17 protein-coding genes and 1 pseudogene are annotated in these 22,361 nt (G+C 27.2%); all 18 read right to left on the bottom strand.

Features of this window, described 5'->3' with window-relative positions:
• Positions 1 to 95: 95 nt before the first annotated feature.
• The 18 genes and pseudogenes from KGF42_RS12790 to KGF42_RS12705 all read right to left on the bottom strand — a co-directional run bounded on the left by KGF42_RS12790 (position 96) and on the right by KGF42_RS12705 (position 22,354).
• Positions 96 to 842: a YdcF family protein gene (locus tag KGF42_RS12790; RefSeq protein WP_227826452.1), complete on the bottom strand. Its 747-nt coding sequence runs from the start codon at positions 840 to 842 to the stop codon at positions 96 to 98.
• A 28-nt stretch (positions 843 to 870) separates the two neighbouring features.
• Positions 871 to 4,299, bottom strand: a complete 3,429-nt coding sequence (locus KGF42_RS12785; protein ID WP_227826451.1) for a PAS domain-containing protein — start codon at positions 4,297 to 4,299, stop codon at positions 871 to 873.
• 32 nt (positions 4,300 to 4,331) lie between these two features.
• Positions 4,332 to 6,509 (bottom strand): EAL domain-containing protein, encoded by a 2,178-nt coding sequence (locus tag KGF42_RS12780; RefSeq protein ID WP_107594804.1) that lies wholly within the window; start codon positions 6,507 to 6,509, stop codon positions 4,332 to 4,334.
• 262 nt (positions 6,510 to 6,771) lie between these two features.
• The gene (locus KGF42_RS12775; RefSeq protein ID WP_227826450.1) at positions 6,772 to 7,611 is read right to left on the bottom strand and encodes a prephenate dehydrogenase; all 840 of its coding nucleotides are present in this window, start codon (positions 7,609 to 7,611) and stop codon (positions 6,772 to 6,774) included.
• 20 nt (positions 7,612 to 7,631) lie between these two features.
• Positions 7,632 to 8,165, bottom strand: coding sequence for a shikimate kinase (locus tag KGF42_RS12770; RefSeq protein WP_227826449.1), 534 nt, complete (start codon positions 8,163 to 8,165; stop codon positions 7,632 to 7,634).
• Positions 8,166 to 8,176: 11 nt separating this feature from the next.
• The gene (gene aroE, locus KGF42_RS12765; RefSeq protein ID WP_227822030.1) at positions 8,177 to 8,986 is read right to left on the bottom strand and encodes a shikimate dehydrogenase; all 810 of its coding nucleotides are present in this window, start codon (positions 8,984 to 8,986) and stop codon (positions 8,177 to 8,179) included.
• A gap of 45 nt (positions 8,987 to 9,031) precedes the next feature.
• Positions 9,032 to 10,228 (bottom strand): prephenate dehydratase, encoded by a 1,197-nt coding sequence (pheA, locus tag KGF42_RS12760; RefSeq protein WP_227826448.1) that lies wholly within the window; start codon positions 10,226 to 10,228, stop codon positions 9,032 to 9,034.
• A 2-nt stretch (positions 10,229 to 10,230) separates the two neighbouring features.
• Complete coding sequence (gene aroC / locus KGF42_RS12755) at positions 10,231 to 11,310, bottom strand: chorismate synthase (RefSeq protein ID WP_227826447.1); 1,080 nt, start codon at positions 11,308 to 11,310, stop codon at positions 10,231 to 10,233.
• Positions 11,288 to 12,601 (bottom strand): 3-phosphoshikimate 1-carboxyvinyltransferase, encoded by a 1,314-nt coding sequence (gene aroA / locus KGF42_RS12750; RefSeq protein WP_227826446.1) that lies wholly within the window; start codon positions 12,599 to 12,601, stop codon positions 11,288 to 11,290. Before aroA ends, aroC begins: the two co-directional genes overlap by 23 nt.
• On the bottom strand, positions 12,601 to 13,665 hold the full coding sequence (gene aroB / locus KGF42_RS12745; protein WP_054273821.1) for a 3-dehydroquinate synthase: 1,065 nt from the start codon (positions 13,663 to 13,665) through the stop codon (positions 12,601 to 12,603). Before aroB ends, aroA begins: the two co-directional genes overlap by 1 nt.
• A gap of 21 nt (positions 13,666 to 13,686) precedes the next feature.
• The gene (gene aroF / locus KGF42_RS12740; RefSeq protein WP_054273820.1) at positions 13,687 to 14,700 is read right to left on the bottom strand and encodes a 3-deoxy-7-phosphoheptulonate synthase; all 1,014 of its coding nucleotides are present in this window, start codon (positions 14,698 to 14,700) and stop codon (positions 13,687 to 13,689) included.
• A 461-nt stretch (positions 14,701 to 15,161) separates the two neighbouring features.
• Positions 15,162 to 16,118 carry a CorA family divalent cation transporter gene (locus tag KGF42_RS12735; protein ID WP_227826445.1) on the bottom strand — a complete coding sequence of 319 codons (957 nt, stop codon included), beginning with the start codon at positions 16,116 to 16,118 and terminating at the stop codon, positions 15,162 to 15,164.
• A 304-nt stretch (positions 16,119 to 16,422) separates the two neighbouring features.
• Positions 16,423 to 16,884: an ATP-binding protein gene (locus KGF42_RS12730; protein ID WP_227822035.1), complete on the bottom strand. Its 462-nt coding sequence runs from the start codon at positions 16,882 to 16,884 to the stop codon at positions 16,423 to 16,425.
• Positions 16,877 to 17,761 (bottom strand): annotated as a pseudogene (locus KGF42_RS12725) (two-component sensor histidine kinase); the annotation flags it as partial. The pseudogene KGF42_RS12725 and the gene KGF42_RS12730, both read right to left, overlap by 8 nt.
• A 316-nt stretch (positions 17,762 to 18,077) precedes the next feature.
• Positions 18,078 to 19,895, bottom strand: coding sequence for an ATP-dependent zinc metalloprotease FtsH (ftsH, locus tag KGF42_RS12720; RefSeq protein ID WP_054273815.1), 1,818 nt, complete (start codon positions 19,893 to 19,895; stop codon positions 18,078 to 18,080).
• A gap of 30 nt (positions 19,896 to 19,925) precedes the next feature.
• Complete coding sequence (locus KGF42_RS12715) at positions 19,926 to 20,369, bottom strand: MarR family transcriptional regulator (protein ID WP_227822036.1); 444 nt, start codon at positions 20,367 to 20,369, stop codon at positions 19,926 to 19,928.
• Positions 20,370 to 20,662: 293 nt separating this feature from the next.
• Positions 20,663 to 21,295, bottom strand: a complete 633-nt coding sequence (locus tag KGF42_RS12710) for a TetR/AcrR family transcriptional regulator (RefSeq protein ID WP_227826444.1) — start codon at positions 21,293 to 21,295, stop codon at positions 20,663 to 20,665.
• Between the two features lie 171 nt (positions 21,296 to 21,466).
• Positions 21,467 to 22,354 carry a homoserine O-succinyltransferase gene (locus tag KGF42_RS12705; RefSeq protein ID WP_227822038.1) on the bottom strand — a complete coding sequence of 296 codons (888 nt, stop codon included), beginning with the start codon at positions 22,352 to 22,354 and terminating at the stop codon, positions 21,467 to 21,469.
• Between the last annotated feature and the right edge of the window lie 7 nt (positions 22,355 to 22,361).

Raw genomic sequence — 22,361 nt, 5'->3', positions numbered from 1 at the left:
TATAAAATCCAAAGTGAATTTAGCCATGGGAAAAATATATTACAAAAAAAGTGCCTCATGAACTAAAAAATTCATTTTGAGACACCCCTTTTTTGTTATCTATCAAAAACAATGGTTTTCCATAATGCAAAAAATTCTCTTGTGTAATAAGTAGGTACAAATGAAAGTTTTGATTTACTAGCATAAAAAGAAGTATTTTTATATCCATTTCTATATGCTAATATTTTACTTCTAAGAACATGAAAATCTGTTGTCACTATTTTGATTTTTAAATTTTTTAATTTTATTTCATTATGTTCTTCTATCTTCAACTTTGAATACTTAAAGTTCTCATAAGTATTAGTGGATTTATCTTCTTCTATTATCCTATTCTTATCTACACCATTTTTTATAAGATAATCTTTCATAGCTTTTGCCTCAGTTATATTTTCTCCACTTTCTTTGCCACCAGATACTACTACATAACAATCATCATTAATTTTTAAATATTTCAATGCAGTATCTAATCTTCCCTTCAAAGTTGTGCTTGGTATAGTCTTCTTTACAGAAGCTCCTAAAATCAATAGATAATCACTTTTTGACTCAAAACTATTTTTAGGATAAAAAACAATTAAACTCTCAGTGATTATGAATACTATTAAAAAAATACTGATTATTATCTTTAACACTCTATAAAAAACCTTCTTTTCTTTGATTTTTTTCTTAAATATTTGATAAACAATTAGTAGAATTCCTACAACTAAGAAAATCTCACTAAATGAAATTCCTCCAAAAACTATTTTAAGATAAAAATAGTAAATTGCAAATATTATACCTAATATCAAACTTATACTATTTAACATATCGTCAAAATCCTTTTTATTTATTTTTTTATAAAGAAGTATCTATACATTCTATAAGACAGTTATATTCTCCATCTATCCAATTAATCCAACTTGCTATACTGATATTTGTATCAAATATATTTGTCTCCATTCTGAATTTTGAATGTTTATTTTCTTTCAATCCATTAAGAGGACAATTATTGCATGGGCTACTAGATTTTAATAATGCTTTATAACAAGTTTCTCCCAATTTTATCTCTGAATCTAGATGTGATACCTTATTGTTGATAAAAATAAGTTCATAAGTATTTGGATTTACTATATATACATAATTATCAACAGAATCAAGGACTTCTTTAAGTGCCGACTTAGATTTTTCACATTCATTTGTTACTTTTATATTATTATCACTTATATTATTATCAAGTTTATTCTGGTAGATACAATCATTATAAAGTGCATATTTATCTTTACCTTTACTCTTTGCATAATAAAGTGCTATGTCCGCTTTTTGATAAAGTTCTTTAAATATAGTTCCATGTTCTGGAACAAATGAGATTCCAACTGTACCAGATATCTTATATGTCTTTTTATTTTCAGTATAAGAATTTCTAAATATATCACAGATTTTTTCTGCTTTCTTTTTAACATTCTCGAAAGATTGGATGTTTTTTAAGAATACTATAAACTCATCTCCACCAATACGACCTACTATATCATCTTTTCTAAATATAGGTTTTAAGTGTTTAGAAACTTCGAATAATACTTTATCTCCAAATACATGTCCTAAATTATCATTCACAGATTTAAAATTATCTATATCAACAATTAAAAAAGCATGAATTCCTGAATTTGCTTCCTCGGAATTTAAAAAATCATTAATCAACTTTTCTGTAGTACCTTTATTATATAATCCTGTAAGAGTATCTCTTTCAGCTTTTAGTTTTAATCTGATTTCTTCATTTTTCTGATTATCAATATCTTTGACATAAGCAAGTGCTTTTATATCATTCGTAATAGAATCTTTTATTAAGTGCATTGTGCAAATGACCCAAATCATTTTATTTTCTTGATTCATTCTTCGATATTCCAATTTTATTTCAGTTACATTATTTTTATATGCATCTAATAGGTTTTTACATAAAAATGTATTTAAAAATACTTCTTTATTGTCTTTGTGGATAATACTGTTTGCTATAGTTTTTACCATTTCAGAATAGCTATTGTCAGGCTTAATTCCAAATGGTTTGTGCCAATTTTCATTTCCTTTGATAAAAGTGTCCTTTGATACATTTATTTCATAAGTTATCATTGCTTCTGACAATATAGCTGAATGATACTTACCTTCTTGGTTATATCTTATCTCTGCTTCTTTTTGTTTGCTTATATCTTCTTGTATACCTATTGCTCTTACAGGGTTACCATCCTCATCAAAAATAGTAGTTAAAGTAATCTTGTTCCATATATAACTTTCATCTGGAAGTTTTATCTTAACTACAGAACTTGCCGTTTTTGCTCCATTTATTACATTCTCATACATGTTTATGAAATCATCACTAAAATCTTTATGAATAATTCCTGATTCTACTAGAGAATATGGAACATTTTTAGCAATTTGATAAATATTATATTTATCAAGTTCTTTACTAGTATTTAAAAGTGATTTAGTTTTTATATCATACTCAAATATAGTGTTTGATGTTTGTTTTAATGCAATTCTAAATCTTTCCTCATTGATTTTAAGTTTTTGTTCTGCATTTTTCAAGTCTGTTATATCAGTTAGAATCCAAATACCTTTTTTACTACCATCATCATCAATAATAAGTCTTCCTTTTATAGAAACCCAGATAATCGCACCATCTCTTCTTCTTATTCTATGTTCACATACAGCTATACCTTTTGTATCTAACTGATGTTGTATATTTTCAAGAATTTTTTTTCTATCATCATAAAAAACAAGATTACATGCTTTATATTGAAGTTCATTTTTTAATTGTTCATTTGTATATCCAATTATTGAAAGATAACCAGAGTTAGTGTATTTTATAGTAAAATCCTCATTAAATTCTGTTATGAGTATACCACCTAAAATATTTTCTGATACCATTTCAAGTTCTAGATTTTTTTGTTCCATTTCTTGTTCTAATTTTTTTGTTTTAGTAATGTCTACAGTGACACAGCAAATATACTCTTTTCCATCAGGTTCTGTTATAAGTTCTCCCTTGTCCAAAACCCATACTATGTCACCACTTTTTGTTATAATTCTGTATTCTAATTCAATAGTTTTGTTTTTGTAAAGTTGTTCAGAAATTTCTCTTTTTATTCTTTTAACATCATCTTTATGTATTAAACTATAAAAATTATTATTAAATAATGTTTTTAGTTCTTCTCTTGTATAACCAGACAAATCTATAAATCCATCACTTAAAAAGTTAAACTCGCACGTTTCACCAATAGTACACTTTTGTACTCCTCCAGGAATACTATTTGTAATAGATGATATTTCTTTGTTAGCTTTTAATATATGTTTTTGTGATTTATTATTTTTATAAAATATATATGTTATAAGTATGACAAACAACAAGAACACCTTAAAAATAAGCGAAAATGCTAATTGGTTTATTTTATCAATATTTTTTCTTACAGTATATTGTGGTATCACAGAAAGTACATACCAATCATTTACACCAACTGGGGTATAAGTAGCATAACGCTTTTCTCCTTTGTATTCATATGATACAAAACCACTCTTGTTATTTTTTGTATCTTCATATATTTTTTTATAGTTGTAGTCATCATCATCAAAAGAAGCCTTTTTAAATATGTCATATATATTACTACTTGATTTAATCAACTCGTTTGTATGTGAAGATTTTAGAACAAACTGTCCACTAGATTCAAATATATCTATATATCCTTCACTGTTAAAACTTGTTATATCTATTAATTCAGCTAATTTGTCATTGTAGTAAGAACCATACAAAATACCCATTACTTTGTTATTCTTATTAAGTATAGGGGTAGCTATAACAAAAGTATCTTTTCCATCAATTGGAGATTTTACAACTTCAGATATATTACTTTCTCCACTAATTGCTTTCTTAAAGTATTGATAATTTGCGACATTCATAATTTTACCATCACTAGTATGGCTTGTACCATCAGGAGATACAATAGAAATTCTTTGAAAATCAGATTCTTTTGATACACTAGCTAATAATGGGATTATTTCCGGTTTATCTATAGTGTCAAAGTATGAAACCATATTTGCCACACTTTTTATAAAGGATAAGGAACTATCTAATTTTATTTTTATAGCATTAGAACTTTGTAAAGATATTTCTTTTAAATTAACTTTATTATTTTCTTCTTCTTGAACATTCGTTTTAAACGCAAAATCAGAAAAAGAAATTATTGTAAATAAAAATATTAAAATAATACTCAGTACACTTTTTAACGATTTTGCTCTTATCACTTAATCATCACCTCCCATTTAAAATTTATTGACTATATTTTATAGACTAATTTTTCAAATTCTTTAATTGGTAATGGTTTTGAAAAATAATATCCTTGAACAATATCACAGTTTGCTTTTTTTAACATTTCTATTTGACTTTTTGTCTCGATTCCTTCAGCAACAACACTTATTCCTAATTGTTTAATGAGAGAAACTATACTTTTTATAACAATTTGACTCTTATCAATATCTTTATCATCTATAAAAAATCCTCTATCTAATTTTATTACATTTAATGGGATATTTTTAAGCATATTTACAGAAGAATATCCTGAGCCAAAATCATCCATTGAAATTATAAAACCAATATCCTGTAGATTTCGACTTACATCAAATAGAATATCAGTATCTCCAAACATACTAGATTCAGTAATTTCAACCTCTATTAAATTATATGGTACTTTATATCTATCACATATATTTACTATTTTTGAAATAAAGTCTTTTTTTAAAAAATCAACTCTTGAGAAGTTTACAGATATAGGTAAAGGTGAAATTCCTTTATCAAATAAAGACCTGATTTCTTTACAAGCTTGTTCTAATATGTACATATCAATCTTTTTGATAAATCCATTTTTTTCAAAGATAGGAATAAAATCACCTGGATATATGATTTCTTTTTCTGTATATTGCCATCTGACTAGGGCTTCACTTCCACAAAATTTATCTAATTTAATATTATATTTTGGTTGTAAATACATTACGAATTGACCATTTTCAAGTGCATATTCCATTTCTTTTTCTATCTTATCTTCAAGTAATAATTTATCTCTTAATTCATCATTAAAAAATGCAAAATTTACATCACTATTATTTTTTATTGATGATTTTGCAAGTGAAGCTCTATCACTATATGCACTTACAGATAGAGTCTTATCTTTGATTTCATAGATTCCAAAAGATAAGTTTATAAGTTCATTATTTATAATAATTCTTTTGATAATATTTATTATATCTTCTTTTGTGTCATATGTTAACAATATATTAAAATTATCAGCACTTACACGAGCAAAAGTTTCATTATCATCAGTTAATTCACTTAAAGTATTGGCAATGTTTTTTAAGATTACGTTTCCCTTTTTATGACCATATATGTCATTAATTGCTTTAAATTTATCAATATCAAATATAACCATTGCATATTTATCATTTTGTGATGCTTTTTTCAATAAATTTGTAACATCTAATTCAAATTTTCTCCAATTGGAATAACCAGTCACAAAATCTGTATACGCTATTTTTTCTATAGTTTTTTGACTATGTGCCTTTGAGTATAATATGTAGATTATGATACCTAAAAATAAAAATGAAAGTATAATCCATCCAATAATTGTAACTATTATTAGACTATTTAGTTTTTTAGATACAACCATTTTTGGAACAAAAGATGCTATAAACCAATCATTGATTTCTAGAGATGTATATGCCATATAAAATTTTCTCTCTGATTCTTTAACTTCTACTACACCTTGGTCTGATATTTTCATATTTTTAAAAGTAAAGCTTTTTTCAAAGTTAATTTGAGCTAGATTTGTAATATTCGAGTTTAAATTTTTATGATAAGGCGGAATAATTATCTTACCATTACTATCACATATAAGTGAAAAACCTTCGCCATTAAATGTAGAAATAGACAAGAATTCAGATATAAATTCAAAATTATAATCGGCTGCAATTACAGCAACTATCTTACCTTTATTATATAATGGTACAGCGTATGTTTTAGTAAGTTTTCCAGTAGATTTATCTATTAATGGTTTTGATATATTAGCTTTACCTCTAATAGCAAGTTTAAAATAGTCTCTATCTGAAAAATCTGTTCCAAAGATTCCTTCAGCATAACCTTTCCCATTAGGTAAAATCATCCCTATATTATTGTAATCACTTCTTTTATTAAATGATTTCAACATTTTTAAAGTTTTTTCTAAATTGAAATCTTCCTCGGTTTCTAAAAGTTTAGAAATATTTTCTAATTCTTTTAAATTACTTGTCAATTTGCTATTAATGACAATTTTGCTTTCTTCACTAATTTCAGATAAATAATTTTTTGTTTCATATTCTAACACTCTATCCATATTACTTACGTAAAAAAATGCAAATATACTAAAAAAGAATAATACTATAAATGCTATTGATGTATTTTTTACTATCGGTCTACTGTTTTTCAAATATCTACACCTCACCCTCCTTAGTAATTATAATATAATTGATTCACTTTATTTTACTATTAATAACTGTTTTTTACAATTAAGTTTTATAAATTATTGATAAAGGGCAATTTAAATAAATACTATTTACAGGATAATAATATTTAAGGGTATAAATACATCAATAGCATATTTAATTATATTGAATCTATAGTTACTAATATAATTAAATATACTATCGTTTATATTTATACCCATCTATATATAGCTTAAATAGCAATCTTTATTTTTCTAAAGCCTCTCTTCTTATTGATGATTTTTTAAAATATTCTATCAATTTGTTTTTATCATTATTAAAGATAGCATCTTTTACTAAGTTTACTTCTGATTCAAAATTCTCTATAGCTTTTAGTAAATTATCTCTATTCCCTAAAAAAAGTTCGCTCCATAAGTCTTCATTCATATTTGCAATTCTAGTTAAGTCCCTATAACTATCTCCAATAAATTTACCTGTATCTCTACCTTCTTCATCACTATTTATTAGAGCAACTGCCATAACATGAGGTAGCTGAGATGTAAAAGCTATAATCTCATCATGCTTCTGTGAAGTTAGTTTTTTTACTCTTTTGAATCCTATATCTAAAATTAAATTTTCAACCAATTCTAAGTTTTTTATATTATTTTTACCAGTTGGAGTAATTATGTAATTTGCACCATTAAAAACTTCTTCACTTGCAAAATCAATTCCCTTTTTTTCCCTACCTGCCATGGGATGACCAAATATAAAATCTATATCACCTGGAATAATTTGCAACACATCATTGATAAGTGTTTCTTTTATTCCTGTAGTATCAGTAATTATAGTTCCTTTTTTAAAAAAGTCTTTATTATTATTTAAAAAATCTACAATTAATCTAGGATATATAGACAATATAATTAAATCAGCTTTTTTAAATAGCTCTTTACCTGTAGTACATCCTTTTTTTATAATTTTTGCTTCTTCTGCTTTCTTTAAAGTTTCTAATTCTACATCTACTCCAAATACATTTTCATATCCAGCTTTTTTTAATGCCTTAGCAAAAGAGCCTCCTATAACTCCTAGCCCTACAATAACAATATTCATTATTTTTACTTCCTCCTAGATTATTTTTCTTTAAATGCAAATTCAAAATTTTCACTGATTTCATTTGTAATGTTATATACAGCATTATTTAACGATTTATCATTTAAAATTTCTATATCTGAAAATCTTTTATAAAGATTTATTCTCTCATTATAAAGATTATACAATCTATCTTTTCCATTTTTTAATAAGGGTCTTGGATTAATATTTATATCTTCTAAAATCCTTTGTATAGGTCTATTAATAAAAACTATTATACCTGTTTCTTTTAATATATCCATGTTGACATTCTTTTTTATTACACCACCACCTGTAGATACTACTGTCTTATCACTTATAGAAAGTTCTTTACATGCTTGAGTCTCATAGTCTCTAAAAACACCTTCTCCTTCTGAAAATAATTCTGTTATGCTTTTTTGAGATATTTGACTTATGTAATCATCCATATCACAGAAACTACAATTATATTCTTGAGCCAGAAGTTTACCTATTGTAGTCTTTCCACTACCAGGCATACCTATTAATATTAGTTTTTCTTTTACTTTATTTATCATAACAATCCCCCTTATAAAAACTCTAATTTTAATTCATTATATATAACATCTAAAATACCAGTATCTATTTTAGTATCTTGCCAAATTTCCTGAGATTTTATTGCTTGCCCTACCAACATATATAAACCATCACAAGTTTTTTTACCTATACTATTACCAACTCTTAAAAATTCTGTTTCTCCAGGATTGTAAATTAAATCTACTAATGTATCAAAATTTTGTATAATAGATTTTGGCACTGGCGATATTCCTATATTAGGGTACATACCTACTGGTGTAGCATTTAATATTATATCTCCTTTTATACATTTAAGTTCTTCATAGTCTATTAATATAGCTTTATTATTTAATAATTTTTTGTTACCTTTTTTTCTGGTTGAAACGTAAACCTTCTCTATTCCAGAATCAAGAAGATATGTAAGGGCGGCTTTAGATGCTCCACCAGTTCCTAATATCACAGCTACTTTTCCTTGAATATCAATATTAGCCTTTTTAAACATACTGTCGAGACCAAAGTAATCTGTATTATAACCGTATAACATATTTTCCTTGAGTAAAATTGTATTAACTGCTCCTATACGTTTTGCCTCTGGTGATATGAAATCCAGATATTCCATAATACGCTCCTTATATGGTACAGTAACATTTATTCCTTGGATTCCTAATAATTTTATAGCACCATCTAACTTAGATATATCTTCTTTTGAAATTTCAAAATTTTTATAGGCACTTTCAATATTTAATATCTCAAATATTCTCTTGTGTATTTGAGGGGAAACACTGTGAGAAAGTTTTTCACCTACTAGACCAAAAAAATTCATATTTACACCTCCTGATAAATATAGTCAAACAAAGAATTATATTGATTATTCAATTTTATTTTTATATACACCCATAAATTTAAAGTATGCTGTATTATGTTCTATCAACTCCAATAAATCATATACTTTTGAATTATATATAGAACATTCAAAATCTATATAAAAGAAATATCTCCATGAAGTATTCTTCATAGGTCTTGATTCTATTTTTGTCATATTTATATTATTTTTAGCAAAGTATCCTAACACTTTATAAAGTTTTCCTGCTTCATGTTCAACCGAAAATACTATGCTCATCTTGTTTGATTCTTCCTCAATGTGTATCTGATTACTAATTACTACAAACCTTGTATAATTATTTGTAATATCATTTATACAAGGGCTTATTATTTCTAATCCATAAATATTTGCAGCTTTTTTACTTGCAATTGCTGCTTTTGTTTTATCTTGAAGTTTTTTTACAAGTTCAGCACTTGTTGCTGTATTATTAAATGGTATCAATTTCCATGTACTATTTTGTTTTAAAAATTCACTACTTTGTCCTATACCTTGTGGATGAGAATATATTTCTTTTATATCTTCAAGTTTTGTACCTTTTATTCCAATCAAATTTTGGTCTATTTTTATGCATTCTTCTCCAACTATATAAAAATCATACTTTCTTAAGAGGTCATAAGTTTCAGAAATCGCTCCTGTAGATGAATTTTCTATAGGTATTATCCCATAATCTAGTTCTCTGTTTTTAAGTGCTATGAAAACATCTTTGAATTCTTTGAATTGTTTTTTGTATGTTTTTTTGTTGAAGAATTTATTGAGTGCTTCTTCTGTAAATGAGCCTGATATTCCTGGAAATCCTACTAGGATATTTTTTTTATTTAATTCGTATTTTAAAGATTTATATTTATCTATATGTAACAAATCAAATTTCCTATTTGATGCATCTAGACTATATTCAATTTTCTGTTCACCATCATTATTTATTAATCTTTTTTGTAACCCTCTACTAACTTCCATTATAGAATTAAAAAATTGTATAGTTTCTTGTGAATATGCTTTATTATCTAAATTATTTACGGCCCTGCTTAATACTTTTTCTTCTCTATCTTTTTGAAGTATCGTAGTGTTATTTTTCATTTTATGTTTAGCAATTTCAAGAACTGTATTCATTCTCTTTTCAAATAATTGAATAAGTTCTTTATCTATATTATCAATTTCATTTCTATAGCTAGTTAAATCCTCCATTATTATCGTCCTTTCATCAAATCAAAAATTCCAATAGCCGTTACTGCTTCTATTACAGGTATAGCTCTTTGAACTATACAAGGGTCATGTCTTCCTTTAATAGATAAAATATCATTTTTTTTATCTTTTATATTAACTGTGTCCTGCTTTCTACTAATTGATGGAGTTGGCTTGATTGCCACTTTGAAAATTATTGGCATTCCAGTTGTAATGCCTCCAATAATCCCTCCATTATTATTTGTTTTACTCCTAACTTGATTTCCTTCATAATACATTTCGTCATTACTTTGAGAACCATACATATCTGTAAGTTCAAAACCTAAGCCAAACTCTACACCTTTTATAGATGGAACAGAAAATAATAAATGTGATAAAGTAGATTCAACAGAATCAAAAAATGGATTCCCTACCCCTACATTAACACCCACCACTGCACATTCAATTATACCACCAACTGAATCACCTTGATTTTTTGCATCTATAATAGTATCCTTCATAGCTTTTTCTTTTGTTAAATCAAGTAAGGGTAGTTCTAAAGTTTGCAAATTTGATAATTGTTGCTTTGAAATACCTACATAATCAAAACTCATATCTTCTATATTTTTAATTTTTTTTATGTGTGCTCCTATCTCTATTCCTTTTTGCGATAGAATTTGTTTACATATAGCACCGCAAAATACTAATGGAGCTGTTATTCTACCTGAAAAATGGCCTCCACCTCTGTAGTCATTAAAGCCGGAATATCTCATATATCCTGTGTAATCTGCATGTCCTGGTCTCATTAAATTTTTAAGCTCTCCATAATCTTTTGAGCGAGTATCACTATTTCTTATGATTGCACATAATGGTGTTCCTGTAGTTCTTCCATCAAAATATCCACTTAGAATTTCTGGTATATCACTTTCATTTCTGGAAGTTGATATAGAATTTTTTCCAGGAGCTCTCCTCTTCATTTCTTTATCAATCCTATCAAGGTCGAGTTCAATTCCTGAAGGAAGTCCATCTATATTTATACCTATAGCATTTCCATGAGATTCTCCAAAAATAGATATTTTTAAATTATTTCCCCATATTCCACTCATCAATTCGTCCTCCTAACATCTCAAAGTCTTTAAAAAAATGTGGATACGACTTTGATACACACTCAAAATCTCTTAATATTATTGGTTTATCACATCTACAAGAAGCAATTGCAAGTGTCATAGCAATTCTGTGGTCTTTGTGACTCCATACCTCTACTCCACCATTTAATTTGCTTACTCCTTCAATTATCAAACTATCTTCTTTCTCTTTTATATTTGCTCCAAGTTTACTTAGCTCAACATTTATTGCATGAAGTCTATCACATTCTTTAATTCTAAGTCTGCCAGCATTAATTATTGTAGTTTTTCCTCTACTTAAAGCTGCTACCACAGATAATACAGGTATTATATCTGGGCATTGAGATGCATCTATCAAAGTACTGTTTAAACAATTTGTTATTCCTTTTATTTTGTTATCTTCTCTTAATATTTCCATTCCCATTCTAGATAAAATCTCAATTACTTCACTATCTCCTTGAAGAGAATCTTCTCTAAGGTCCAATATACTGATATCTTCTCCTATAGCATCTGCTGATAAATAAAATGCTCCTTGAGAATAATCCCCTTCAACTTTATAATTTCTCGCTTTATACCTTTGATTTCCTTTTATAATAAATTCTTTATAGTCGTTATTTATAATTTCTATTCCAAAATCTTTCATAGTTGAAAGAGTTAAGTCTAAATATCCTTTAGACTCTAGCTCAGTTGTAATTATTATCTTTGAATCACTCTCTAATGTAGGCAATATAAATAATAAACCTGTTATAAACTGAGAACTTATATTTCCTTTTACTCTAAACTCATCTGGCTTAAGCTTTCCTGATATAATCAAATCCAGTTGATTTTCTTTATAACTATATTCTATATTCTGTCTATCGAATATCTCATAATAAGTATCAAGTGGTCTTTTTCCAAGATTCCCTCTACCTATAAACCTTTTTACACCATCAAATGCTAAAGATATAGGTACTAAAAATCTCAAAGTAGAGCCAGATTCATTACAATCTATCGTTAATTTAGGTTGATTTAACTGATTTTCTCTATTTAAAATTCCTTCTTTAGAAAAAATTCCTGAAACCTCTAAAATATCTTCTTTTCTTTCTATAATAGCTCCTAATGATATCATTGCTCTTATAGTAGCTATAATATCATCAGAAAAATCTATATTAGAAATTCTACTTTTTCCATTGCTTAGAGATGAACAAATAACTGCCCTATGAGCCATACTTTTTGATGGCGGGATTTTTACATCTCCAGATAATTTACTTGGATATATTTTTAGACTTCCCATTACCTTACCTCCTGAAAAAATTTAGAAGTAGTATTATATATAATACTCTCTCCAATATCCTTTAAAAGTATTATTTTTAATGTATCACCTAGATTTTTTTTATCAAGAGATATAGCATCTATTATGGATTTATTATCTCTTAGTTCAATCTCATAAGGCAAATTATAGTTCATTAAAATTGCTTTTATAAATTCTGATGTACCTTTTTTTGTAATTCCTACTTTTTCACTTTCCAAAGTTATCTTGTACATTCCTATCCCAACAGCTTCTCCATGAGTATAGCCTGTAAAATTGTAGTATTTCTCAATAGCATGACCTAATGTATGACCAAAGTTTAGAAGCATTCTATCTCCAAAATCTTTTTCATCGGATTCAACTACAGTTTTTTTAATAAAGCAACATTTATGTATAATGTATTCTATATGTTGCATTACTTCTTCTCTATTTTTTAAGCTTAAAAGCTTATCAAAAAAAGTTTTGTCTTTTATACATCCATATTTTATAACTTCTGCCATTCCATCTTTATAGAATTTTTCTGGAAGTGATAATAATACATTTGGGTCGATAAATACAGCTTTAGGTTGATAAAAGCTTCCCACTAAGTTTTTTCCTCTATCAAGGTCAACTCCAACCTTTCCACCTACAGAACTATCAACTTGTGCTAACAAAGATGTTGGAATTTGCATAAAGTTTACACCTCTTAAAAAAGTTGCTGCCACAAATCCACCTAAATCACCTATTACCCCTCCGCCTAAAGTAATAATCAAATCTTTTCTAGTTAACTTAAAGTCAAGCAAACTATCATATATCTTCGGAAGAGTGTTAAATGATTTCGTTTCTTCACCGGATTTTAATATTATAGATTTAATTTCAAATCCAGACTCACTTAACTTATTTTTCACTTCATTTAAATATAATTTTGCTATATTTTCGTCAGTTACAATAAAAATCTTATTTCCAGAATATATTTTTTTTATTTCTTCTCCTATATTCTTTAGTATATTTTTTTTAATAAATATATTGTAGCTATTTTCTTTTAAATTTACCAATAATTTTTCTTCCACGTTTAACCATCCTTTTATAGATTATATTTCTCTTCCAACTGCTGATGCGATAGTCTTTAATTCACTTATTAATTCATCATATTCATTTGGTTTAATTGATTGTTTTCCATCACAAAGTGCATGTACTGGGTCATTATGAACTTCTATTATAAGACCATCTGCTCCAACTGCAATTGCTGCTTTAGATAGAGAGTCAACCATCCATGATTTTCCTGCTGCATGACTTGGGTCAACTATGACTGGTAAATGACTAAGTTTCTTTACAGCTAAAATTGCACTTAAATCCAAAGTATTTCTAGTATATGTTTCAAAAGTTCTTATACCTCTTTCACAAAGAACTACATTTTCATTTCCCCCAGCCATTATATATTCTGCTGACATTAACCACTCTTCAATTGTAGCAGATAATCCTCTTTTTAAAAGTATTGTTTTATTTGTTTTACCTAACTCTTTTAATAAATCGAAGTTTTGCATGTTTCTAGCTCCAACCTGAATTACATCTACATTTTCTTCAAATATATCTATATCTTGTGTTGACATTATTTCTGTAACTATAGGAAGACCTGTCTTTTCTTTTGCTTTCTTTAATAAATCCAAACCATCATATCTCAAACCTTGGAAAGCGTATGGTGATGTTCTTGGTTTGAATGCTCCTCCTCTCAAGAATCCTGCACCTGATTTTTTTACATCTTCTGCTATAGATACTATTTGTTCTTCTGTTTCAACAGAACAAGGTCCAGCTATCATAGCAATTTTTTTTGAACCAATTTCCATTCCATTAACATTTATAATGGAAGGTTCTGGATGAAACTTTCTATTGGCCTTTTTAAAAGGCTCTACTACATGCATAACTTTTTCAACTATCTTATTTGCTTCTATTCTTTTAGCATCTATTTTACTAGTATCCCCAACTAAACCTAAAACAGTTAATTCTGTCCCATCTATAGGATTAACTTCTACTCCTTCTCTCCCAATAGCTTCTATTAACTTCTTAACTTCACTTTTATCTGCTCCTACTTTTAATACTACTATCATTTTTACTACCTCCCAATATTATAGTTTTATGTTTAAAATAAAAAAGAGAACTCACTAATGAGTTCTCTAAAATAATCTATCAAGCATTAAATCTTACATAAATATATAAAATAATCACTTTTATAAAATTTACTTATGCTCAAAATCATTAAAACAAGGCCTCACCAGAAAGGAATTACATGTATTTTTGTAAAAAAAATAGCCAGCGCTAAAATAAAAGCCCCAGAACATAAAGTAAAAAAAGCTATAAAGTTTTGCTGTTAGTTCTTTTAATATTCCTTTCATAGTATTATCCTCCATTTTTATAATTTATTATTCTTCTTGCTTAATAATTATAACAAAGAAAATATAATTGTCAATATTTTCTATAAATATTTTCAATTTAAAATATTTTTTTATTTACTTAAATTAGTTTCTCAATTGATGTGTTTTTATAAAATCATTTAAAAATCATCTGTAATTTACAATAATTTTTTTATTTTAAATATTATAATTCCAACAAAAATTATACATAACATAAAAAATAAAGTTGCTGGATATCCATAAACCCAATTTAGCTCTGGCATATATCTAAAGTTCATTCCATATATACCAGTTATAATTGTAAGTGGTGCTGATATGGCTGTTAGTAAGGTTAATTTTGTAATCAAGTGATTTGTTTTTTCACCTACCCTAGAAGAATAAATATCTAATAGTTTATCTGCTAACTCTCGTGTTGATAATGCGAAATTGTATAATTTATCAATTCCAAAATCTATACCTTGAAAATTTTCTAAATTATATTTTTTCACATTTGAATATTTTAAATACCTTATATTTTCTTTAACTATTCTATCTCCAATATACAAAAGAGGTCTAGTATTCTTAACTATAATCCTTGTTAATCCTCTTACATCACTTATTCTAGATACATGATTTTTATCAATGTTGTCCATCATCTCATCTTCTATTTGAAGAATTAATTCTTCAACTTTTTCCAAAGACTCAAAACCATTTTTTATAACTTCTCTAAGAATCAAATAGTTTATCTTAAATAGGTTGATAACTGGATTTTTTTCAAGTTGAGAATTTTTCAAAATAATATTTTTTACAAATTCAAACAAAAAGTGCTCTTCATTGACTACAACCAATATAAAATTATCTGATAAATACATATTTACTTCTTCTATAACAGCTTCTCCATCTCTTAATTCAAATGTATTTAGGCTCAAAAAATCATAATTATCAAATAAATCAAGTTTGGTTATTTCATCAAATTTAAGACAATCATTAAAAGTTATTTCATCTATATCTAATATTTCCTTGAGTAATTTTAAATTTTTTGGAGCACTTAATATAAGATAAGAATTTTCTGCTATATAAAATTTGTCTCTAAAATCTTCAATAGTCTCTCTTGTATTTAAATTCAGTATATACATACATCTACTCCTAAATTTCAATTTACATTCTAAAAATTTTCTATAATTATCATTGTAATTATTTTACACTATTTTAATAATTATTATTTATTATAAAGTAAGAATTGAATATTTTTATTTTTTAACCTAAGTTTTTATTACAGATTGTATCATATATTTATTTTAAAATATATTTCATATTATTGATACTAAAAAATAAAATGTATATACTAAATTAATAATAGCATACACACTTTATCTTCGTTTTGTATAAACTGTATAATTGTAACACACATTAAATATCCAATCTAATAATATATCATACCTATTCATCATTTAATCTATATCCTACACCAACTTCTGTAAACTTAAATGTTGAACCTTTATCTTTATTGTTTTCCACCATGATTTCGCCTTTATGAGCTTGAATTATAGATTTACAAATTGATAACCTAAGTCCAACACCTTTTCTGGAATCTTTAGTTCCTTCTTCTCCAGTAAAAAATCTATCAAATATATGCTCTTTGAGTTTTTTTGATATACCAGGACCATTATCAGATACTTCAAACCAAACATAATCTTCTTTTTCATATACATTTATGTCTATCTTACAATCTTCTTTTGAGTATTTTAAAGAATTATCTATTAGATTAATTAGAACTTGTTCTATTAATTTTGCATCCATAGGAACAAATAATATCTGTTCTGGTATATTAATATCTATAAGTACATTTTCAATTCTTTTTTTTATTTTTTGTAACGCTTCTGATATAATTTCTTCAAACATTTCTCAGTTTTGCAATTCTAAGTATTTGCTCTATTATATTTTCACCATGCAAAACAATTATTTCACCACCTAATTTCTTGGCTAGTTTTAGGTTATTTTGTAATTGTTTTTGTTCATCAAACGGCAACCTTGCTGTATTTGGAGTTTCAACATATAAAGCTATCCATTTTGCAAATGTACTGTCTGATATTCTAGATGCAGTTCTAATAACTTTTGCTGAAGATGGAGATGGACTTATACATGCAAGAAGTGTATCTGATGTAGGTACTACAGTTACATCACCCTTTGATAGTCTAGTCATTTGAACTTCTTTATTCACTCTCTCTGCAGTTTTTCTAAGTGCAATTTCTCTAAGTGCAACTAGATTATCTTTTATAAAGAAATTATCTTTTGCTCTAATAGCCTGCTCTTTCTTATATATCTTACCTTCACTGAATCTTTCAAGAAGTACATCAGGTTCAACATCTATAAGTTCTAATTGTGTGTTTGTATCCAAAAACTTATCTGGTATAGTTTCTTTAACTGATACGTTTGTAATTATCTCAACAATGTCATTTAGACTTTCCAGATGTTGCACATTTACAGTAGTATAGACATTTATACCTGCTAATAACAATTCTTCTATATCTTGACACCTTTTGGTGTGCCTTAATCCGGTAACGTTAGAATGGGCAAATTCATCTACCAATATAACTTCTGGTTTTCTTGCCAAAGCAGCATCTAAATCAAATTCTTTAAGTTTTATAGATTTATATTCTATCTCCTTTACAGGAAGAATTTCCAAGCCATCAAGTAAAGCTAATGTCTCTGGTCTAGTGTGTGGTTCAATATATCCAACTACTACATCAACTCCTACCTTCTTTAAGTTTTGCGCAGATTCCTACATAGAATAGGTCTTTCCTACTCCTGCTGCATAACCAAAGAATATTTTTAATTGTCCTCTACTTAGTTTTTTTCTTCATTTTTTATTTTTTCTAATAGAGTATCTGGATTGGGTCTATCCATTAAAAAACCTCCTTATACCTTTCATTACTATTATAATATCAATTTCAGTATAAAGTTGTAGTTAATATGTATTTTTAATGATTAAGATTATGTAAAAATTTAAATATATATTTTTTAAAATTTAAATAGTTTAATTACAAAATAAAAATGCCTAACAATAGGCATTTTTATTTTGTATAATAATCACTTTATTTTAAATTAAGTATTTTCATAAACTCATCACCTGTAATAGTCTCTTTTTCTAGTAAGTATTCAGCAAGTTCATGTAATTTATCAATATTGTTTTCTAAAATTTCAATTGCATTTTTATGACAAGTCTTTACTATTTTAAATACTTCCTCGTCTATTTTAGCAGCAGTGTCTGAAGAACAAGCAAGAGAAGTGTCTCCTCCTAGATATTGGTTACTTACTGTCTCAAGAGCAACCATATCAAATTCCTCACTCATGCCAAGGCGAGTAACCATAGCTCTTGCAATTTTAGTGGCTTGTTCTATATCATTTGAAGCACCTGATGTACAAGTATTAAAAATAACCTCTTCAGCAGCACGTCCACCTGTAAAAGTAGTTATTTTATCGATAGCTTCTTCCTTTGACATAAGTACACTCTCATCTTCAGCAACTTGCATAGTATATCCCAGTGCACCTGAAGTTCTAGGTATTATAGTAATCTTATGGACAGGAGCAGAATGTTTTTGCATAGCTGCAACAAGTGCATGACCTATTTCATGATATGCTATAATTTTCTTTTCCTTGTCTGAAATTACAGCTCCTTTACGTTGATATCCAGCAATTACAGTTTCAACAGATTCATCAAAATCCTGTTGCTCTACTATATCTCTACCAGATTTAACTGCTAAAAGTGCTGCTTCATTTACAATATTTGCAAGCTCTGCACCAGATGCACCTGATGTGGACCTTGCAATTGCATTATAATCTATATCTGAGCTTACATTTACATTTTGAGCATGTACCTTTAATATAGCTTCACGCCCTCCAAGGTCTGGAAGTTCAACTGGTATACGTCTATCAAATCTTCCTGGACGAAGTAATGCTTTGTCAAGACTGTCAGGTCTATTTGTAGCCGCAAGTATTACTACGCCTATTCCACCATCAAAACCATCCATCTCACTTAGCAACTGATTTAAAGTTTGCTCACGTTCATCATTTCCACCTAATCCACTTCCATTATCACGCTTTTTACCAATAGTATCAATCTCATCTATAAACACTATACATGGAGCTTTTTCTTTTGCTTGTTTAAACAAATCACGAATTCTAGAAGCTCCCATTCCTACAAACATCTCAACAAATTCAGAACCAGATATTGAGAAAAATGGTACATTTGCTTCACCTGCCACAGCTTTTGCAAGGAGTGTTTTTCCTGTACCTGGAGGTCCTACTAAAAGTGCACCCTTAGGCATTTGTGCTCCTATTTTTTTATATTTTTCTGGATTGTGTAAAAAATCTACTATTTCACTTAAAGCTTCTTTTGCCTCATCTTGACCAGCTACATCATTAAATCTTTTTCCACTTTGAGCAGATACATACATTTTGGCGTTGCTTTTTCCAAATTGCATAGCATTACCACCCATTCTCTTTTGCATCGACTTCATCATTAAATTGCCAAATAGCATAAGAATACCTATAGGTATTATCCATGTAAGTAAAATACTTAAAAGTGGTGAATTTTCCTTAGGAATAACCTTAGTAAATTCTACCTTTGCATTTTTTAATCTATCTACCAATTCTGGGTCATCCATTCTACCAGTTATGTATATATTCTTATCCTTACTACTAGATGGATTTATTGCTATTCTATTGTTTTCTATCTCAACAGATTTAACCTTTCCTGTATCCAACATTGTAAGAAACTTCCCATAGTCAATCTCAACCATTTTTTTATCCATTAAACTTGGAAATATTAAAGCATTTAAAAACATTACTACTATTATTATAACTGTATAATAATAGAGTGCAGACCTTTTTTGGGGTTTATGTTCATCCATAATTTTAATCTCCTTTAAATTATTTTTATGTTATTTGCAATCAATGTGAGTTAAAAGTTTATTTAGTTTCTCTAAACCTTCTATTATATCTTCCATATCTTGCAATTTTTCACTAGTCATATTTTCAAAATAACTATCAAAAATACTACTTGAAATATTCTCTTGTATATCCAATGATTTATTTGTAACTTTTACTTTTACAATTCGCTGGTCTTCTATATCTCTTATACGATTTAAAAAACCATTTTTTTCAAGTCTTTGACAGATTACTGATACATTACTATTTGTCATGTTTAAGTTTTTCCCTAAATCGCTTATTTTTTTCTCCCCATGTTCACATAACTCTGATAAAATCAAAGCTTGCACTGCGGTAATACCAAGTGGCTGATAAAACTTACTTAATAAAGTTGCAAACTTCATATTTATATCTCTAGTCAAGTCTAATAGTTCTTTCTTAAAACTCATCTCATCCATACAAACGCTCCCTACGAAAATACTTTATTTTACTAGTTATTAACTTTAGGTTTAAGTGTATCTTGTAAATAAATATTTAATACTATAATGTTTAATGTATTAAATATTATAGTATTAAATATTTATTGTCAATTACAATATTGTAACTTCAGTTGGAATTTTATTATCTTATTGATATTTAATTTTACACAATATGTTTTTAATAAAAAATCGATGTATATATTTTACACCGATTTCTCGCTTTTTAATCCCATTTAAAAGTTAAAATATAAATTCATCAATAATACAAAAGTTTAGTTCCCTATTATCATATCATGTACAAAGTCAAAACTACCTTTATCTGCACCTAATGTTATTTCCATGATGTGAACAAAAGCTTTTGTTTTTTGCAACATTTCATCTTTATTCCAACTAAACATTGATTCATCAAATATACACTCAGAAGAAGCAATTAAAAACTCTATTGTTTCTTTTGGATATTTTGTATTGAATATGCCTTCTCTTACACCTTCTTCTACTACTTCTGCTAAAATTGGTGTAAAGTTTAAAATAGTTTTAACTATCGTCTTTTGATGCATCTCTGCATTATTTGGTAAATGGAATTGCTGAATTACTTTTTCTTTATTATCTCCAACCTTAGGTCTTTGAGACATTAATATTTGAAAAAATTTTTCAAGGACTGGTATTTCTGGATTTAAAGCAATTTTTTTTGCTATATTTATATCATTGTCTATAATTCTAGTTATGATTGCATCCATTACTTCTTCTTTGGATTTAAAGTAGTAATAAAAAGTCCCCTTTGCAATTCCAACTTCATTTAAAATATCATTTACAGTAGTTTTTGAATATCCTTTAGTGCAAAAAAGCATTTCAGCTGTATCTAGTATTTCACTTTTACGTTCTTCAGGGTCTTTTACGATTCTCATCTATTTTCTCCTTCCAATAGACCGTCAGTCGGTTTAGTCTTATTATATAAAACTACTACTATAATGTCAAATTTTTAAAAATAATAAGGTATAAAGAATAATTAAGATTACCTTTATACCTTATTATTTATATATCTTTTTTAGTTAACATTTATATCCTATTAAAATTTATTATATTAAATAATTTTTTATCCAATTTCTAAACAATAACTCTGAATGTTTTTTCCATTTAACAGTTGGCTCTTCTGAAGGGTCATTATTAATATAATAATTTTGAGGTATTGATATTTCATCTCCTCTGTTTATATCCCTTTTATATTCTTTATCAAGAGTGTATTTATCATACTCGCTATGACCCATTACGAATATATCTCTTGAATTTGTAATTATATAAGGACCAGCTTCTTTAGAATGACTTACAATACTCAACTCCTTATTCTCTTTTAGAGCTTCAATATTTACAGTAGTATGTCTTGAATGTGGAGCAAAAAATTCTTTTTCAAACTCATCTACTATCTTACTGTTTTTATCTACTTTATGCTTAAATACTCCAAAACATTTTTGACTTAACGGAATTTTTTTTACATTGTAGTATTTGTAAAGACTTGCTTGAGCTGCCCAACATATATATAATGTAGATTTAGTTTTTCTTTTAGAATAATCCATAATTTCCTCTAGTTCATTCCAATAATCAACTTCTTCAAACTCCATTTGTTCAACTGGAGCTCCTGTTATTATAAAACCATCAAAGTATTCTTCTTTGGCTTCGTCAAATGTTTTATAAAACGCTTTAACATACTCATTACAACTTCTCTTGCTTTCTCTTGTTGAAATTTTAATAAATTCCACAGATACATTAAATCCTGTTTTATCTATCCTTCTTAGTAAATCTAATTCTGTATCCATCTTTATAGGCATTAGATTCAATATAGCTATCTTAGTATCTATGTTTTCTTCATATTTTAACTTCTTATTGAAATCTTCTTTGTAAATTACATCTATTCCTTCATCCAATAATTTATTAATAACAGGTAATCCTTTTGGTAGTATTAAAGCCATATCTTTT

This window comes from Clostridioides sp. ZZV15-6383, from assembly GCF_020657735.1.
GTDB classification, from domain to species: Bacteria; Bacillota; Clostridia; order Peptostreptococcales; family Peptostreptococcaceae; genus Clostridioides; species Clostridioides difficile_D.
This window is presented reverse-complemented; position numbering and strand designations above follow the sequence as displayed.

Excerpts from the sequence above, each read along its gene's own strand:
- KGF42_RS12790 (WP_227826452.1), bottom strand. The coding sequence starts at position 842 with ATGTTAAATAGTATAAGTTTGATATTAGGTATAATATTTGCAATTTAC.
- KGF42_RS12775 (WP_227826450.1), bottom strand. The coding sequence starts at position 7,611 with ATGAATATTGTTATTGTAGGGCTAGGAGTTATAGGAGGCTCTTTTGCT.
- KGF42_RS12770 (WP_227826449.1), bottom strand. The coding sequence starts at position 8,165 with ATGATAAATAAAGTAAAAGAAAAACTAATATTAATAGGTATGCCTGGT.
- aroE (WP_227822030.1), bottom strand. The coding sequence starts at position 8,986 with ATGAATTTTTTTGGTCTAGTAGGTGAAAAACTTTCTCACAGTGTTTCC.
- pheA (WP_227826448.1), bottom strand. The coding sequence starts at position 10,228 with ATGGAGGATTTAACTAGCTATAGAAATGAAATTGATAATATAGATAAA.
- aroC (WP_227826447.1), bottom strand. The coding sequence starts at position 11,310 with ATGAGTGGAATATGGGGAAATAATTTAAAAATATCTATTTTTGGAGAA.
- aroA (WP_227826446.1), bottom strand. The coding sequence starts at position 12,601 with ATGGGAAGTCTAAAAATATATCCAAGTAAATTATCTGGAGATGTAAAA.
- aroF (WP_054273820.1), bottom strand. The coding sequence starts at position 14,700 with ATGATAGTAGTATTAAAAGTAGGAGCAGATAAAAGTGAAGTTAAGAAG.
- KGF42_RS12735 (WP_227826445.1), bottom strand. The coding sequence starts at position 16,118 with ATGTATATACTGAATTTAAATACAAGAGAGACTATTGAAGATTTTAGA.
- KGF42_RS12730 (WP_227822035.1), bottom strand. The coding sequence starts at position 16,884 with ATGTTTGAAGAAATTATATCAGAAGCGTTACAAAAAATAAAAAAAAGA.
- ftsH (WP_054273815.1), bottom strand. The coding sequence starts at position 19,895 with ATGGATGAACATAAACCCCAAAAAAGGTCTGCACTCTATTATTATACA.
- KGF42_RS12715 (WP_227822036.1), bottom strand. The coding sequence starts at position 20,369 with ATGGATGAGATGAGTTTTAAGAAAGAACTATTAGACTTGACTAGAGAT.
- KGF42_RS12710 (WP_227826444.1), bottom strand. The coding sequence starts at position 21,295 with ATGAGAATCGTAAAAGACCCTGAAGAACGTAAAAGTGAAATACTAGAT.
- KGF42_RS12705 (WP_227822038.1), bottom strand. The coding sequence starts at position 22,354 with ATGGCTTTAATACTACCAAAAGGATTACCTGTTATTAATAAATTATTG.